The sequence below is a fragment of the Pseudonocardia alaniniphila genome (assembly GCF_022524485.1).
Lineage (GTDB): Bacteria > Actinomycetota > Actinomycetes > Mycobacteriales > Pseudonocardiaceae > Pseudonocardia > Pseudonocardia alaniniphila.
In genome coordinates this window covers 1-13712 of the sequence record NZ_JAKXMK010000036.1, presented here as the reverse complement: position 1 = coordinate 13712, position 13712 = coordinate 1, and the positions used below count along the sequence as shown (strand labels likewise).

15 protein-coding genes are annotated in these 13712 nt (G+C 71.2%); 12 read left to right on the top strand and 3 right to left on the bottom strand.

Annotated features, from left to right (window positions below; all coding sequences use genetic code 11):
- Positions 1-96: 96 nt before the first annotated feature.
- Both MMF94_RS33825 and MMF94_RS33820 read right to left on the bottom strand, forming a co-directional pair.
- Positions 97-441, bottom strand: coding sequence for a metallopeptidase family protein (locus tag MMF94_RS33825; RefSeq protein WP_241041520.1), 345 nt, complete (start codon positions 439-441; stop codon positions 97-99).
- Positions 442-455: 14 nt separating this feature from the next.
- On the bottom strand, positions 456-1721 hold the full coding sequence (locus tag MMF94_RS33820) for a septum formation family protein (protein ID WP_241041519.1): 1266 nt from the start codon (positions 1719-1721) through the stop codon (positions 456-458).
- Between the two features lie 451 nt (positions 1722-2172).
- On the opposite strand from MMF94_RS33820, the gene MMF94_RS33815 reads away from it, so the two are divergent.
- The 3 genes from MMF94_RS33815 to MMF94_RS33805 are packed head-to-tail and all read left to right on the top strand — an operon-like array spanning position 2173 to position 4486.
- Positions 2173-2835: a hypothetical protein gene (locus tag MMF94_RS33815; protein ID WP_241041518.1), complete on the top strand. Its 663-nt coding sequence runs from the start codon at positions 2173-2175 to the stop codon at positions 2833-2835.
- 16 nt (positions 2836-2851) lie between these two features.
- A complete protein-coding gene (locus tag MMF94_RS33810; RefSeq protein WP_241041517.1) occupies positions 2852-4018 on the top strand; it encodes a glutathionylspermidine synthase family protein in 1167 nt (388 codons plus the stop codon).
- Between the two features lie 18 nt (positions 4019-4036).
- The gene (locus MMF94_RS33805; RefSeq protein WP_241041516.1) at positions 4037-4486 is read left to right on the top strand and encodes a DUF350 domain-containing protein; all 450 of its coding nucleotides are present in this window, start codon (positions 4037-4039) and stop codon (positions 4484-4486) included.
- 22 nt (positions 4487-4508) lie between these two features.
- Here the strand turns inward: MMF94_RS33805 and MMF94_RS33800 are convergent, their stop codons facing one another.
- On the bottom strand, positions 4509-5153 hold the full coding sequence (locus MMF94_RS33800) for an endonuclease (protein ID WP_241041515.1): 645 nt from the start codon (positions 5151-5153) through the stop codon (positions 4509-4511).
- A gap of 61 nt (positions 5154-5214) precedes the next feature.
- Here MMF94_RS33800 and MMF94_RS33795 point away from each other — a divergent pair, with 61 nt between their 5' ends.
- From MMF94_RS33795 to MMF94_RS33755, 9 genes are all read left to right on the top strand, one after another.
- The gene (locus MMF94_RS33795) at positions 5215-5481 is read left to right on the top strand and encodes a type II toxin-antitoxin system Phd/YefM family antitoxin (RefSeq protein WP_241041514.1); all 267 of its coding nucleotides are present in this window, start codon (positions 5215-5217) and stop codon (positions 5479-5481) included.
- Entirely contained in the window at positions 5478-5870 is a 393-nt protein-coding gene (locus tag MMF94_RS33790; protein ID WP_241041513.1) for a type II toxin-antitoxin system VapC family toxin, read from the top strand. Before MMF94_RS33795 ends, MMF94_RS33790 begins: the two co-directional genes overlap by 4 nt.
- A gap of 163 nt (positions 5871-6033) precedes the next feature.
- Positions 6034-7092, top strand: coding sequence for a DNA polymerase III subunit beta family protein (locus tag MMF94_RS33785; RefSeq protein ID WP_241041512.1), 1059 nt, complete (start codon positions 6034-6036; stop codon positions 7090-7092).
- 29 nt (positions 7093-7121) lie between these two features.
- Complete coding sequence (locus MMF94_RS33780) at positions 7122-7559, top strand: hypothetical protein (protein ID WP_241041511.1); 438 nt, start codon at positions 7122-7124, stop codon at positions 7557-7559.
- Positions 7560-7641: 82 nt separating this feature from the next.
- Complete coding sequence (locus MMF94_RS33775; RefSeq protein ID WP_241041510.1) at positions 7642-8451, top strand: HAD family hydrolase; 810 nt, start codon at positions 7642-7644, stop codon at positions 8449-8451.
- A gap of 186 nt (positions 8452-8637) precedes the next feature.
- A complete protein-coding gene (locus MMF94_RS33770) occupies positions 8638-9243 on the top strand; it encodes a phosphatase PAP2 family protein (protein ID WP_241041509.1) in 606 nt (201 codons plus the stop codon).
- Positions 9240-10163, top strand: coding sequence for a decaprenyl-phosphate phosphoribosyltransferase (locus MMF94_RS33765; RefSeq protein WP_241041508.1), 924 nt, complete (start codon positions 9240-9242; stop codon positions 10161-10163). The genes MMF94_RS33770 and MMF94_RS33765 overlap by 4 nt, the downstream gene beginning before the upstream one ends.
- A 189-nt stretch (positions 10164-10352) precedes the next feature.
- Positions 10353-11549, top strand: coding sequence for a UDP-galactopyranose mutase (gene glf / locus MMF94_RS33760; protein ID WP_241041507.1), 1197 nt, complete (start codon positions 10353-10355; stop codon positions 11547-11549).
- A gap of 25 nt (positions 11550-11574) precedes the next feature.
- Entirely contained in the window at positions 11575-13569 is a 1995-nt protein-coding gene (locus MMF94_RS33755; RefSeq protein ID WP_241041506.1) for a glycosyltransferase, read from the top strand.
- The last annotated feature ends 143 nt before the right edge of the window (positions 13570-13712 follow it).

The window sequence follows — 13712 nt, the reverse complement described above, 5'->3', positions numbered from 1 at the left end:
CTCTTCGCACTCCCTGGCTGTGTTCGGTCGGCGTTTCGCGAGGGCGCCGTGACTTTGATTCGCTCGCAAGCTCGCTCTTCGCACGGGCCGGGCAGGTCAGCCCCAGCCGAGCTCGCGCAGCGTCTCCTCGTCGATCCCGAAGTGGTGGGCGACCTCGTGCACCACGGTGACCGCCACCTCGTGCACCACCTCGTCGACGTCGTCGCACACGTCGAGGATCGCGTCCCGGTAGATCGTGATCCGGTCCGGCAGCACCCCGCCGTACGACGAGGTGCGCTCGGTGAGCGCCACACCCTCGTAGAGCCCCAGTAGTTCGGGCTCCTCGGGGTTGCGGTCCTCCACCAGCACCACGACGTTGTCCATCGCGGCGGTCAGCTGTGGCGGAATCGAGTCCAGCGCGTCGGCGACCGCTTCCTCGAACCGCCGGCGCGTCATCTCCATCCGGGTGCGGGCCCTCACGCCCCCGTGTCGGGCCGAGTGGTCGGGACCGGCGGGTTGGGCGGGGTCGGCGTGTCGACCCTCGGTGGGTCCGGCGGGGCCGGCGTGTTCACGTCGGGCTGCTCGGTCGGCTGCGGCGGAGCCTGCGGCTGGCTGACGGGCGGCTGCTCGTCGTTGGGCTCGCCGTTGGGTGGCGGCTGCTCGTTGGGCGGCCCGTCGATGGGCGGCTCGACCGGGACCGTGGTGCTGGGTGCCGGAACTCCGGGACCGGGGACCTGGGATGCCGGTGGAGCGGGATTCTCGCCGACCACCACCTCGCCCCGGACCGGACCGGTGACGGGTGCGAAACCGCTGCGGTCGGGCAGCAGGGCGGCCAGGTTGCAGTTGACCTTGCGGGTGCCGGCCTTCCAGGAGTCCTCGGTGAGGTTGTCCCAGTACACGGTGAGCTTCTTGGCCGCGATGACGTCGGCGCTGCCGGCGTACTCGTTGGCGATCCGCCCGCACTCCGGCTGCAGGAACGCGTCCTGGTCGCCCACGGCGGGGAAGGCGTCGGGGAACTTCTGGGAGAGGTCGACGATGCCGACCGTCTCCACCGCGTGCGGCCCGGCGCAGTCAACAGGGTCGCCGATCGTGCGGCCGTCGATGGCCAGGCAGGTGCCGGGGTCGTGCACCGCGGACTGGTCCGACGTGGCGGCCCGGCCGGCCAGGGGGTAGAGCGCACCGGAGCGCGAAGAGCTCTGCAGCCCGCAACGCAGCTCGCGGTCACCCTCGGCCCACTTCGTGGGGGACGGCTTGAGAGCGCCCACCCGGTAACGCCCGTCGGGATCGAACTTCCCGCCCATGTAGTCGAGCACGAGCTGGGTGCACCGCTCGTTGACGAGCTGACGCCACTGCCGGTCGTCGGGCAGCGTGGCCTGGTCGACGAGAGCGACCGAGCCCGCCTGCTCGAAGAGGTGCGGCTGGGCGCAGTCGACGACCTTGGTGTCGGCGGCGTCCGAGCGGGTCCACATCAGGCAGGTGCCGGGAGTGGAAGGCGGAGCAGGCACCTCCACGATGTCCCGTTCGCCCGCGACCCCGGGCAGCGCCGCGAGAGTGCCGAGGACGGGCACCGTGGCGCCGGCGAAGGTGTCCAGCGTGGCCACCCCGAACATGGTGAGCGCGCCGATGAGGACGCCCATCACGATCCGGCGCGCAGGCAGCTGCTTCAAGGGGCGGGAGGCGTTCACCGCGGGCGGCGGCGGCCGGTCGGCCGGTGTGCGGGGCGGCCGCCGGTCGGCGGGCACGGGAGGCACGGAGGGCTGCGGCGGGGGGAAGACGTGGCGGGCGGCGCGCGGGGGAGCACCGATGCCCGGGGCAGGGACGGCGCGCGGGGGAGCGCCGACGGCCGGGCCGGGGACAGCGCGCGGGGGAACGCCTGCGCCCGGGGCGGGGACAGTGGGTCGGCCCGGGTTCCACGAAGGTGCGACGCGCGGCCCACCGTTGGTACGGGGGGGCGCGGGACGCACGGCGCCGGCGCCATGGTTCGTGGGCCGGTGGGGAGCGGCGAGGAGTCGGTCCATGTCGGGCGTCATCATGCCGTTACCTCTGGTGACACCAAGAGCTCGTAAGGCACTGCGCGACCATCGGTCGGTGGCGTGCTGCGAACGTCAACGTTTGCCGTTGAGCGTGGTCCCGGTACGGTGCGCGCGCAGGGGAGACTGTGAACGGCGGACTGGTACGGCCGAGGGGGATCGCATGTCGACGAATGACAACAGTCCCGGCGGCGGCGAGCCCGACGAGTCACCCGAGCGCTCTGAGAAGTCCCCCGAGCGCTCCGAGGGGTCACCCGAGCGACCCACCGGGCGCATGCGCTTCCAGGACGAGTCCACCACTCCGCGCGAACCCACGCTTGCCGAGCGCCGCGCGCGCGAGCAGGCCGCGCGCCGCAAGGAGGAGGCCGAGCGCCGCGAGGCCGAGGAGGCCGAGCGCTCGCGCAAGAAGCGCAAACGCATCCTGATCGGTGCGGGGGCCACGGTCGGGATCGTCGCGCTGATCGCCATCGGCTACCAGGTCGCACAGCCGGACGAGGACGTGCAGGCCCGTTGCGTCGACGAGGAGACGAACGTCGTCGTCGACGACGCCAACTGCGCGACGCCGGCGAGTTCCGGCACCAACTACCACGCCGGGGGCGGGATCATCCCGTACCCGATCTTCATCGGCGGCGGCGGCCGCCAGTACCGCTACAACTACGGCGGTAGCGGCAACATCGGCCAACCGGTGAGCGGCGGCACCGCGACGGTGCCGAAGTCGGGCACCCGGATCTCCACGCCGTCCGGGAAGACCGTTGCCGGTTCGGGGAGCGATTCGGTGTCACGCGGCGGCTTCGGCGTCTCGAACCGCGGCTCGAGCGGCTCATAGGCGGAAACGGACGCACATGGAACGGCGCAGGGGGAAGCCGCGGCCGGACTGGGAGACCACGGTCCGCGACCAGGGAATGGTGTACGGGACGCCCGGCCGCGGCGAGGGCGGCGCACCCCGGGCGTACTGGGACGAGTCGGTGCACTACGTCTTCTCGATGGACGAGATCCTCTCCCTCGAGGCCGACGTCGAGGTCATGCACTCGATGTGCCTCGAGGCCGTCGACCACGTCGTCACCACGGAGCGGTTCCGCGACTTCGCGCTGCCGGAGTGGGCGTGGGAGGGCGTCGCGGCGTCCTGGAAGCGCAGCGACCCGCACGTCTACGGCCGGTTCGATCTCCGCTACGACGGCGGCGGCCCGGCGAAGCTGCTGGAGTACAACGCCGACACCCCCACCACGCTCCTCGAGGCGTCGATCCTGCAGTGGAACTGGCTGAAGGACACCCACGAGGGCGACGACCAGTGGAACTCGCTGCACGAGAAGCTCGTGGAGCGCTGGGGCATGATCAAGAGCCGCCTGCCCGCCGACGACGTGTACTTCACCTGGTCGAGTGGCGACTCGACGGGCGAGGACCATGTCACGGTCGGCTACCTGCAGGAGACGGCCGCCGAGGCGGGTCTGGACACGGTCGGTCTCGCGATCGAGGACATCGGCTGGGACGTCGCGCTCGACCGCTTCGTCGACCTCGAGGAATCGCCGATGGGGGCGGTGTTCAAGCTCTACCCCTGGGAGTGGGTGCTGTCCGACCAGTTCGGCAAACACGTTCTGCGCAGCCTCCCCGAGACGCTCTGGGTCGAGCCCTTGTGGAAGACGCTGCTGTCGAACAAGGCGCTGCTCGCCGTGCTGTGGGAGATGTACCCCGGGCACCCCAACCTCTTGCCGGCCCACCTCGACCAGCCGGGCCTTCTCACCGAGTACGTCCGCAAGCCCCGCCTCGGCCGTGAGGGCGCCAACATCTCGATCGTCGCGCCGGGCATGGAGCACCAGACAGGCGGCGTGTACGGCGAGGAAGGGTACGTCTACCAGCTCTTCGACCCGCTCCCCGAGTTCGACGGTTTCCGGCCCGCGCTGGGTGCCTGGATCGTCGGCGATTCCGCGGCCGGGCTCGGCATCCGAGAGACCGTCGGTCTGGTGACCGACGACGGGGCCGCGTTCGTCCCGCACCGCATCCCCGAATCCTGACGCTCCCTGGAGGTTCTCGTGACGCTGGCCCAGATCGATCCGGGGTTCTTCTCGGTGGTCGGACGGGGGATCGGCGCGATCCTGCTATATGCGGTGATCGGCGTGCTGCTCATGCTCGTCGGTTTCTGGGGCGTGGACATCACCACGCCGGGCAAGCTCAACCGCCTCGTGCGTGACGGCAAGCCGAACGCGGTGATCGTCACCGCCGCAGGCATGGTGAGCATGGCGTTCATCGTGGTGGTCGCGATCTACACGTCCTCCGGCCTGCTGGTCGAGGGGCTGCTCGCATCGCTGATCTTCGGCCTGGTGGGCATCATCGCCCAGGTCGGCGGGGTGCGGCTGCTGGAGTGGATCACGGGCATCGACATCGGTGCGGTGCTGGCGGCCGACCGCATCAGCCCCCAGGCGTACGTGGTGGGTGCCGCGCACCTCGCGCTGGGCCTGGTGGTGGCGGTAGCGATCCTCTGACCCCGCGAGTCCCCAACGGTGCTCAGGTCGCCCGGGTGATCTCCTCGGCGAGCTCACGGTGGAGCGCCACCCGCACCAGCGCCGCGGCGAGCGGCGCGAGCTCGGCGCCCGGCGCGATCCGGGAGAGCTCATCCGGGTCGGTGGGCAGGCCGAGTGCGCGTGCCCCGTCGAGCACCTTCCCGTCGAAGGCGGGCCGCAGCGACGGCCAGACGTCTTGAGCCTCCCGGCAGAAGATGTCGGCGCCGACCGGCCCGAGCCGGGGAAACGTCGTGAGGGCCGTGCGGACGCGCGCCGGATCGCCCTCCGCTGCGTCGCGTAGCCGCCGCAGGTCGCCCCGGTACTGCGACTGCACCAGCTCCGCGCCCTTCCCGAGGGCCGTGGCGGTGCTCTCGTCGTAGCGCCTGTAGCCCGCGCTCCCGAGCGCGTCCACCCGTTGCTTCCACGACGCGGCGAGCATCTTCTCCGGCGTTCCCATCCCGGCGACAGCGAGCTCGCGCGCCGCCTTGATGGCGATCTCCGCGCGGATCCGGGTGGAGAGCAGCACCGAGAGGACCAGGAGCCGGTAGAGCGGCGCGGGGGTGTCGTGCAGCCGGATCCCGGCGTCCTCGGCGTAGGTGGTGCCCGCGCGACCGAGCAGCGCGCGGACGGTGGCACGGGCGTCGCTCACGATCCCGGCGTACCCCCTGGCGTGCGGCTACATGCGGCTACACGAGTGCTACGGTCGTAGCATGTCGGACGACATGGTGGCCTCCCGTGAGCTGCGGAACGACACAGCGGGTCTGCTGCGCAGGGTCGAGGCCGGAGAGCGGTTGACGATCACGGTCAACGGCAGAGCGGTGGCCGAGCTCGTGCCGCTCCAGCGCGCCCGGCGATCCTGGATCAGGCGTGACGACCTGGTGGCCAGACTGCGGCGTGCCCAGGCCGATCCGGGGCTACGCGCCGATCTCGCGCGGCTCGCCGGAGAGACGACGGACGACCTCGGACCGATCCGATGAGAGGGCTGCTGGACACCAGCGTGTTCATCGCGGCGGAGAGTGGGCGCCCGCTGGACGAACAGCGGATCCCGGATGAGGCGGCGGTTTCCGTGGTGACGGTCGCCGAACTACAGGCGGGCGTGCTGGCCGCAGCCGACGTGGACGTGCGAGCGCGCCGGCTGGCCACTCTCGATGCTGTTGCCGACATCGAACTGTTGGCCATCGACGAGCGTGCCGCGCTGATGTGGGCGCGCATGCGGGTTCACCTCGCGCAGAGCGGTCGCCGGCTGAACGTCAACGATCTGTGGATCGCAGCCGTCGCCGCCTCGCGCGGCCTGCCCGTCGTGACGCAGGACGACGACTTCGGTCCGGTGGAGGGGATCGGGGGCCTGGAGGTGGTTCGGGTCTGAGCGGAACTTGTGGAGCGACCATCGTTGCCGAGCGGAACCTGTGGAGCGAACATCGTTGCCGAGCGGAACCTGTGGAGCGAACATCGTTGCCGAGCGGAACCTGTGGAGCGAACATCGTTGCTGAGCTCGTGGAGCGAATGCCGGAACTGAACGCCGTGCGCGGTTGACTCTCGACCATGTCGAGACACGAGGGTCGCTGATCGTGGAGAGCTTGCGCGGGATCGGGCGGATGGCCCGGGAGAGCGGCCTCAGCGTCAGTGCCCTGCGGTTCTACGACGGTGCCGGGGTGCTCGTGCCGGCCCACGTCGATCAGCGGACCGGCTACCGCTCCTACGCACCCGAGCAGGTGGTCGTCGCCCGGCTGGTCGCCGTGCTGCGCCGGGTGGGGATGCCGATCGCCGGGATCCGCGAGCTGCTGGCCCGCCGGCACGATCCCGCCGGTGTCGACGAACTGCTGGCCGCGCACCTGCACCAACTGGAGCAGGGGCTCGTCGAGGCCCGCCGCGCGCTCTCCTCGGTCCGGTCACTGATCGAGCAGGAGGAGCGACCCATGTCCCCGACCACCGTCACCGTCGCAGGCCCCGAGCTGGCCGCCGCGCTGCGCGCCGTCCGGTTCGCCGTCGGCTCGGATCCCGATCTTCCCGTGCTGGGCGGTGTGCTGCTGGACGTCACCGCCGATGCCGTGACCCTCGTGGCGACCGACCGCTACCGGCTGGCCATCGCCTCCGTGCCCGTCATCGCGCTCGACGGGCCTGCCGTCGGTGCCGTCGTTCCGGCTCCGTTCTCCGACCGGTTCCCGGAGACCGGGACCGTTGTGATCACCGTGGACGGCGCGACGATCGGTGTGCGAGCCGGTGCCGAGGAGCTGACCGGTCACCTGATCCCCGACGCGTTCCCCGACTACCGCCGCCTCGTCCCGGAGCACGACCGGGCGGTGCCGGTCGACGCCGCTCTGCGCGCCGCCCTCGCCGCAGCCCCCACGCGCACGCTGCGCCGTGACGCGGACGGCGTGGAGTACGAGGTCGCGGTGCTGCGCCCCGGCCCGGACGGGATCGCGGTCGGCGCCGACGGGGAGGGCGTCGCTGTGAACCGCGAGTTCCTGCTGGAGGCGCTCGACGCGGGCGGAGAGGGGCAGCTCCTGCTCTCGCTGGACGGCCCGATCAGCCCACTGGTGGTCCGCTCCCCGCGGTCGGTGTCGCTGCTGATGCCGGTGCGGTCGTGACCGGGGGAAACCCCGTTCCGGATCCGGTCATGGCGCGGATCGTCGCCGCGCAGGAGCGCGCGGTGGCGGGCGACCGGCAGGGTGCGCGAGAGGCGTTCGCCGCCGTCTGGGCCGACCTCGGGGAGGAGGGCGACGCCCTGCACGTGGTTTCGCTCGCGCACTACGCGGCCGATGTCCAGGACGACCCGCGCGAGGAGCTGGCCTGGGACGAGGTGGCGCTGCGCGCGGCGGAGCGGCTCACCGACGAGCGGGCGCGGCGCTACCACGAGGGGTTGTCCGTCCGTGGCTTCCTCGCGTCGCTGCACCTGAACCTCGCCGCCGACCACGCGAAGCTCGGGGACCGGCAGGCGGCGCTGGAGCATCTCTCCGGTGCGGAGGCCGCGTTGCCGGATCTACCCCCGGGCGGCTACGCGGACATGATCCGGGGCGGGGTCGTCCGGTTGCGGACCGAGCTGGGGCCGGCCTGACCCGCTCCACCCCGTCTGCGCCTTCCGGGCTCCTCCGGCGAGAAACGCGGTCCGTGGGCGCCGTGTCCGTACTCTGGACGTCGTGCAGGCTCCCCGACTGGTCGCGACCGACGTCGACGGCACGCTGCTGGATCCCGACGATCGGGTCTCGGCGCGCGCCGCCGCCGTGATCAAGAGGCTGGTGTCAGGCGGAGTGGGCTTCGTACTGGTCACCGGGCGGCCGCCGCGCTGGATCCCGCCGGTCGTGGCGGAGCTCGGGGTGGCGTGTCTCGCGGTGTGCTCCAACGGCGGCGTGCTCTACGACGCCGCTGCGGACCGTGTGCTCTGGTCACGCGCCCTCGGCCCGGACGCCCTCGCGCACCTCGCGGAGGTGGTCACGGTGGCCCTGCCGGGTTGCGGGCTGGCCGTCGAGCGGGTCGGGGCCACCGGGTCCGACGAGCCCTCGGCGTTCGTGGCCGAGCCCGAGTACCGCCATGCCTGGCCGGAGTCCGACGCCGCGGTGGTCACCCGCTCGGAGGTGGTCTCGCGGCCTGCGGTGAAGATGCTCGTCCGCTGCCCGGGCCTCTCCAGCGACGCCATGGTGGCCGCGCTCGCCCCGGTGGTGGGGGACGCGGCCGATCTCACCTACTCGCATCCACGAGGGCTCGTCGAGATTTCGTCACCGAACGTCACCAAGGCCACCGGGCTGGCGGAGGTGGCGGAGCGTGACGCGGTCGATGCGGCGGACGTCATCGCGTTCGGTGACATGCCGAACGACCTGGACATGCTGCGCTGGGCCGGCCACGGCGTGGCCATGGGGAACGCGCATCCAGCACTGCTGGAGATTGCGGACGAGATCACCGCGAGCAACCGCGACGACGGCCTGGCGCTCGTGCTCGAGCGCTGGTTCTGAGCACGGGAGTCGGCAGCGAGGACACTCCGGGGACACCGCACCCGGCTACTCCAGGTGACCGGGCGTAGCATCAGCCTCGGATAGCGCATCGCACCTGTGCATCGGCGGCCCACCCCCGCGCCGCCGTCACACGCACTGACCCGGCGCGGGCCAGGCCCCGCCACGCCGCACTGGAGGCCCCCGCCCGTGGCCGAGCTCCTCGACCGCCCTGGCCCGACGCGCCCCCCGGCCGTCATTCCCGGGGGTACCGACGACGTCTCACCCGCCTCATTCGAGGTGCGCCTGCTGGAGGCCGTGCAGGACAACATCGCCAGTCCGCCGGTCGTGCGGGTCGCGCGCGGCATGTCGCTGTTCGGTGAGCACGCCGCTGGATGGCTCCTGTTCGGCGCCGTGGGCGCGATGCTCGACCGCCGCCGGCGCCGCGACTGGGTGACGGCCACCGCCGCCGTTGCGCTCGCGCACGGCGCGTCCGTCGGGGTGAAGCGGGTGGTGCGCAGGCCTCGCCCACAGCACCCTCGGGTGAAGGTGCTCGTCGGCACGCCCAGCAGGCTGAGCTTCCCGTCGGCTCATGCCACGTCCACCACGGCGGCGGCAGTGGTGTTCGGGGCGCTGCTACGCAAGCCGCTCGTGGCAGCGCTGGTGCCACCGATGGCGCTGTCCCGGATGGTGCTCGGCGTGCATTACCCCACCGACGTCGTGGCGGGGTCCGTGCTAGGCGCCGCGGTGGCGGTCGGCGCCCGGCGTCTGGCGAACCGCTCCACCGCACAGCGTCCCCGGAAGGGAAACCGATGACGAGCACCGACGCGCCAACCGAGCAGCAGGCCGTACCGCCGCGCACGCCGGTGAGCGTCACCCGCGGCGTGCTCAAGACGATGCGGCCGCGCCAGTGGGTGAAGAACGTCCTGGTGCTCGCGGCGCCCTTCGTCGGTGGCGACCTGTTCACCACGGGCATCGCGATCCACCTCGCAATCGCGTTCGTGGCCTTCTCGATCGCCGCATCGGGCATCTACCTCGTCAACGATGCCAACGACGTGGCCGCCGACCGGGCACACCCGACCAAGCGCAACCGGCCGATCGCCGCGGGGATCGTGGCTCCCCGGCTGGCGCAGTCGGTGGCCGTCGTGCTGCTGCTGGGCGCGCTGGCGTTGAGCTTCCTGGCCAGCGTGCAGCTGGTGATCGTGCTCGCCGTCTACATCGCGGTGCAGCTGGCGTACTGCTACTACCTCAAGCACCAGCCGGTGCTCGACATCTGCATCGTCGCCTCGGGCTTCCTGCTCAGGGCGATCGCGGGCGGCGCGGCCACCGGCATCGCGCTCTCGCAGTGGTTCCTGCTGGTGGCGGGCTTCGGGTCGCTGTTCATGGTGGCCGGCAAGCGCTACGCGGAGATGATGCTGGCGGAGCGCACCGGCGCGAAGATCCGCAAGTCGCTGGAGAGCTACTCCTCGTCGTACCTGCGGTTCGTCTGGGCGCTCTCGGCCACCGTGCTGATCACGACGTACTCCCTGTGGGCCTTCGAGATCCGCGAGGAGCAGCACAACACGGTCTGGTCGGTGATCTCGATCGTGCCGTTCGTGATCGCCGTGCTGCGCTACTCGGTGGACGTCGACTCGGGCAACGGCGGCGAGCCGGAGGAGATCGCGCTCGCCGACCGTGTCCTGCAGGTGCTGGCGCTGCTCTGGGTGGGCACCCTCGTCCTCGCGGTGTACGCCTGAGGTGCCTGCCCAGCACTCGCCGTGAGTGACCGAGGTCATACGCGGTTACGGCGAGTCGGCCCGGCCCTCAGGGGGCGGGCAGGCACGGGTACGCATGAGCGTGAGGCCGGGAGCAGCGTGTCTGCAGCGGACCCGCAGCGGGCAGGGTGGCGCCCGTCGCATGTGTGGTCGCCGCTACCCTCGGCAGTCGTGAGTTACGCGGGATACGACCTCGTCATCGTCGGATCGGGCTTTTTCGGCCTGACCGTGGCCGAGCGGGTCGCCTCTGAGCTGGACAAGCGCGTCCTGATGCTCGAGCGGCGTTCGCACATCGGTGGAAACGCCTACTCCGAGCCCGAGCCGGAGACGGGCATTGAGATCCACCGCTACGGAGCACATCTGTTCCACACGTCGAACGAGCGCGTCTGGGATTACGTCAACCGCTTCACCGACTTCACCGGCTACCAGCACCGCGTGTTCGCACGTGTGAGTGATCAGGTTTACGCGTTCCCGATGAACCTGGCGCTGATCAACCAGTTCTTCGGCAAGTCGCACACCCCGGACGAGGCCCGCGCGCTCATCGCCGAGCAGGCCGGTGAGATCGACCCGAAGAACGTGACGAACCTCGAGGAGAAGGCGATCTCGCTGGTCGGGCGGCCGCTCTACGAGGCGTTCGTCAAGGGCTACACGGCGAAGCAATGGCAGACGGATCCCACGCAGCTCGATCCCTCGATCATTACTCGGCTACCGGTGCGCTACACGTTCAACAACCGGTACTTCAATGACACGTACGAGGGCCTGCCGGTCGACGGATACACGGCGTGGCTCGAGAAGATGGCCGACCACCCGAACATCGAGGTGCGCCTCGACGTCGACTACTTCGATGTTCGTGATCAGATCCCGGCCGGCACCCCTGTCGTCTACACAGGAGCGTTGGACCGTTACTTCGACTACTCCGAGGGCGAGCTCGGCTGGCGCACGCTGGACTTCGAGCAGGAGGTCCTCCACGACACCGGCGATTTCCAGGGCACCTCGGTCATGAACTACAACGACGAGGACGTTCCGTTCACGCGGATCCACGAGTTCCGCCATTTCCACCCGGAGCGGGACTACCCCACGGACAAGACGGTGATCGTGCGGGAGTACTCCCGGTCCGCCGAGTCCGGCGACGAGCCGTACTACCCGATCAACACCCCGGACAACCGGCTCAAGCTGCAGCGCTACCGCGACCTCGCGCGCAAGGAGACCGCCAACGCGAACGTGCTGTTCGGTGGGCGGCTCGGTACGTACAAGTACCTCGACATGCACATGGCGATCGGGTCGGCGCTCACCATGTTCGACAACCGCATCGCTCCTTACTTCACCGACGGCCGGGCGCTTGCCGGCACCGAGAGCACTGAGGACTGACGACGAGCATGCAGGGCCCGAACCGATGACCCAGACGATCGTGACCGCCGAGGAGATCGCCACGCCCAGCGGGGAGGCGGCCGCCGGCAGCCTGCTGCAGCGGGTGATCATGCCGCGCTCCGGCGACCCGATGAGCGTCCGCTCGCTCTACATGGACGAACGCACCGGGATCCGCCTGACCACCCAGCCCGGGCCGGTCGGAGCGGCGCCCACCCGGAAGGTGGACCTCACCGGATCGGCGGTGAGCGCGCGGCGGCTACGGGTCGTCTCGCGCACCTCGTTGACGGTGCCGGAGCAGAGCGAGGTGTCGTTCGGGGCCTACTTCAACGCCTTCGCCGCCGGCTACTGGCGGCGCTGGAGCCGGCTCACCGAGGTGCACCTGCGCCTCGAGGTCGAGGGCAGCGGCCGGGTCGACGTCTACCGGACGAAGGCCGACGGCTCGCAGATCTTCGTGCGCGGCGTCGTCATCACCGGGCCGAGGCGCCAGGAGTTGGACCTCGACCTGGATCTGCGCCCGTTCGAGGACGGTGGGTGGTACTGGTTCGACCTCACCACCGACACCGACGACCTCACGCTGCACTCGGGCGGCTGGTACGCGGCGGAGAAGGCCGCGGGCCGGGCCGCGGTCACGATCGGCATGCCGACGTTCAACAGGCCCGCCGACTGCGTCGCCACCCTCACCGCCATCGGTGAGGACCCCCTGGTGCTGGAGGCCGTCACCGCGGTGATACTGGCCGACCAGGGAACGCAGAAGGTGCGTGACGAGCCCGGCTTCGAGGCTGCCGCGGCGGTGCTCGGCGAGAAGCTGCGGATCATCGACCAGCCCAACCTCGGTGGGTCCGGCGGTTACGCGCGCGCGATGTACGAGGCGCTCGACACCGACTGCGAGCAGATCCTCTTCATGGACGACGACATCCTGCTCGAACCCGACTCGGTGCTGCGGGCCATCGCGTTCTCCCGCTTCTCCCGCGAGCCGATGCTCGTCGGCGGGCAGATGCTGTCGTTGCAGGCCCGCTCGCAGCTGTCCACCATGGGCGAGGTCGTCGACCGCAACGCCTTCCTGTGGCGCAACGCGCCCGGCACCGAGCCGCACCACGACCTGGCCGAGTACCCGCTGCGCCAGACGCCGTGGCTGCACCGGCGCACGGACGTCGACTACAACGCCTGGTGGATGTGCCTGATCCCGCGTGTGGTGGCCGAGGACCTCGGGATGCCGCTCCCGCTGTTCATCAAGTGGGACGACGCCGAGTACGGCCTGCGGGCCCGCGGCCGCGGCTATCGCACGGCCACGGTGCCGGGGATCGCGATCTGGCACATGTCGTTCCTCGAGAAGGACGACACGAGCGACTGGCAGGCCTACTTCCACTACCGCAACCGCTTGGTCGCGGCCGCGCTGCACGGGCCTGACAGCCCCAAGGCGCTGCTGCGCGACACGCTCAAGCGCACGCTGCGCCACCTGTTGCTGATGGAGTACTCGGCGGTCGCACTGCAGGCGATGGCCCTGCGCGACTTCCTGGCCGGCCCGGAGGCGCTGTTCCCGACGCTGTCGACGGTGCTGGGCGAGGTGCGTGCCGAGCGCGCCAGGTACGACGACGGCAGGCCGCTCGACTCGGCCACCCAGGTGCCGCTGTCGGAGCTCGACGCGCTCGCGGCGCAGGTGTTCCCGCCACCGCCCACACGCAAGATCCCGATCGCCAAGGGCCTCGCGCGGAGCGTCCTGCACAACCTGCGGACGCCCAACCCGGAGCACCAGATGGTGCCCCAGCGCAACATCCCGTCCCGGCAGGCGCAGTGGTTCGTGCTGTCCCAGCTCGACTCGGCCACCGTCTCCACGCCAGACGGACGCGGGGTGACGTTCCGGCGCCGCAACCCGGAGCTGTTCCGTTCGATGATCAAGCACGCGGTGGCACAGCACCGTGAGATCGCCAAGGCGTGGCCGGAGCTGCGCCGGCGCTACCGTGCCGCGTTGCCGGAGCTCACCAGCCGCGATGCCTGGAAGCGCGAGGTCTTCGACCGCTGAACGCCACCGTGGTGGGGGGCGCCCCCGGGGGGGGGGGCCCCCCGGGGGGGGGGCGGGGGGGGCCCCCCCCCCCCCCCCCCCCGCGGCCGGGGGGGGCGCGGCCCCCCCCCCCCGGGCGCCCCGGCCCCGCCCCCCCCCCCCCC

Bases quoted from the DNA above. Each gene is read 5' to 3' on its own strand.
- MMF94_RS33825 (WP_241041520.1), bottom strand. From the start codon at position 441: ATGGAGATGACGCGCCGGCGGTTCGAGGAAGCGGTCGCCGACGCGCTG.
- MMF94_RS33815 (WP_241041518.1), top strand. From the start codon at position 2,173: ATGTCGACGAATGACAACAGTCCCGGCGGCGGCGAGCCCGACGAGTCA.
- MMF94_RS33810 (WP_241041517.1), top strand. From the start codon at position 2,852: ATGGAACGGCGCAGGGGGAAGCCGCGGCCGGACTGGGAGACCACGGTC.
- MMF94_RS33795 (WP_241041514.1), top strand. From the start codon at position 5,215: ATGTCGGACGACATGGTGGCCTCCCGTGAGCTGCGGAACGACACAGCG.
- MMF94_RS33790 (WP_241041513.1), top strand. From the start codon at position 5,478: ATGAGAGGGCTGCTGGACACCAGCGTGTTCATCGCGGCGGAGAGTGGG.
- MMF94_RS33780 (WP_241041511.1), top strand. From the start codon at position 7,122: ATGGCGCGGATCGTCGCCGCGCAGGAGCGCGCGGTGGCGGGCGACCGG.
- MMF94_RS33765 (WP_241041508.1), top strand. From the start codon at position 9,240: ATGACGAGCACCGACGCGCCAACCGAGCAGCAGGCCGTACCGCCGCGC.
- MMF94_RS33755 (WP_241041506.1), top strand. From the start codon at position 11,575: ATGACCCAGACGATCGTGACCGCCGAGGAGATCGCCACGCCCAGCGGG.